Annotated in this window: 1 protein-coding gene; it reads left to right on the top strand. The window is 60.5% G+C overall.

Features of this window, described 5'->3' with window-relative positions:
• The coding region (locus MO867_RS23085) for an ATP-binding protein (RefSeq protein WP_252473492.1) at nt 1-238 on the top strand (238 nt) is incomplete at both ends.

Consider the following 238-nt stretch of genomic DNA (forward strand, 5'->3'; position numbering starts at 1 on the left):
GTGCTGGATGTGCTGCGCGAGCCGCTGGAGACCGGTGAAATTCTTATTTCCCGCGCCGCCAGTCAGATGCTTTTCCCCGCGCGCTTCCAGTTGCTGGCCGCCATGAATCCCTGCCCCTGTGGCTATTTCGGTGATCCGTCGGGCCGCTGTCGCTGTACGCCGGACCAGATTCAGCGCTATCAGGGACGTATCTCGGGTCCGTTGCTGGATCGTTTCGACATGCAGCTGAATGTGAAGG

Source organism: Microbulbifer okhotskensis (assembly GCF_023895975.1).
GTDB lineage: Bacteria > Pseudomonadota > Gammaproteobacteria > Pseudomonadales > Cellvibrionaceae > Microbulbifer > Microbulbifer okhotskensis.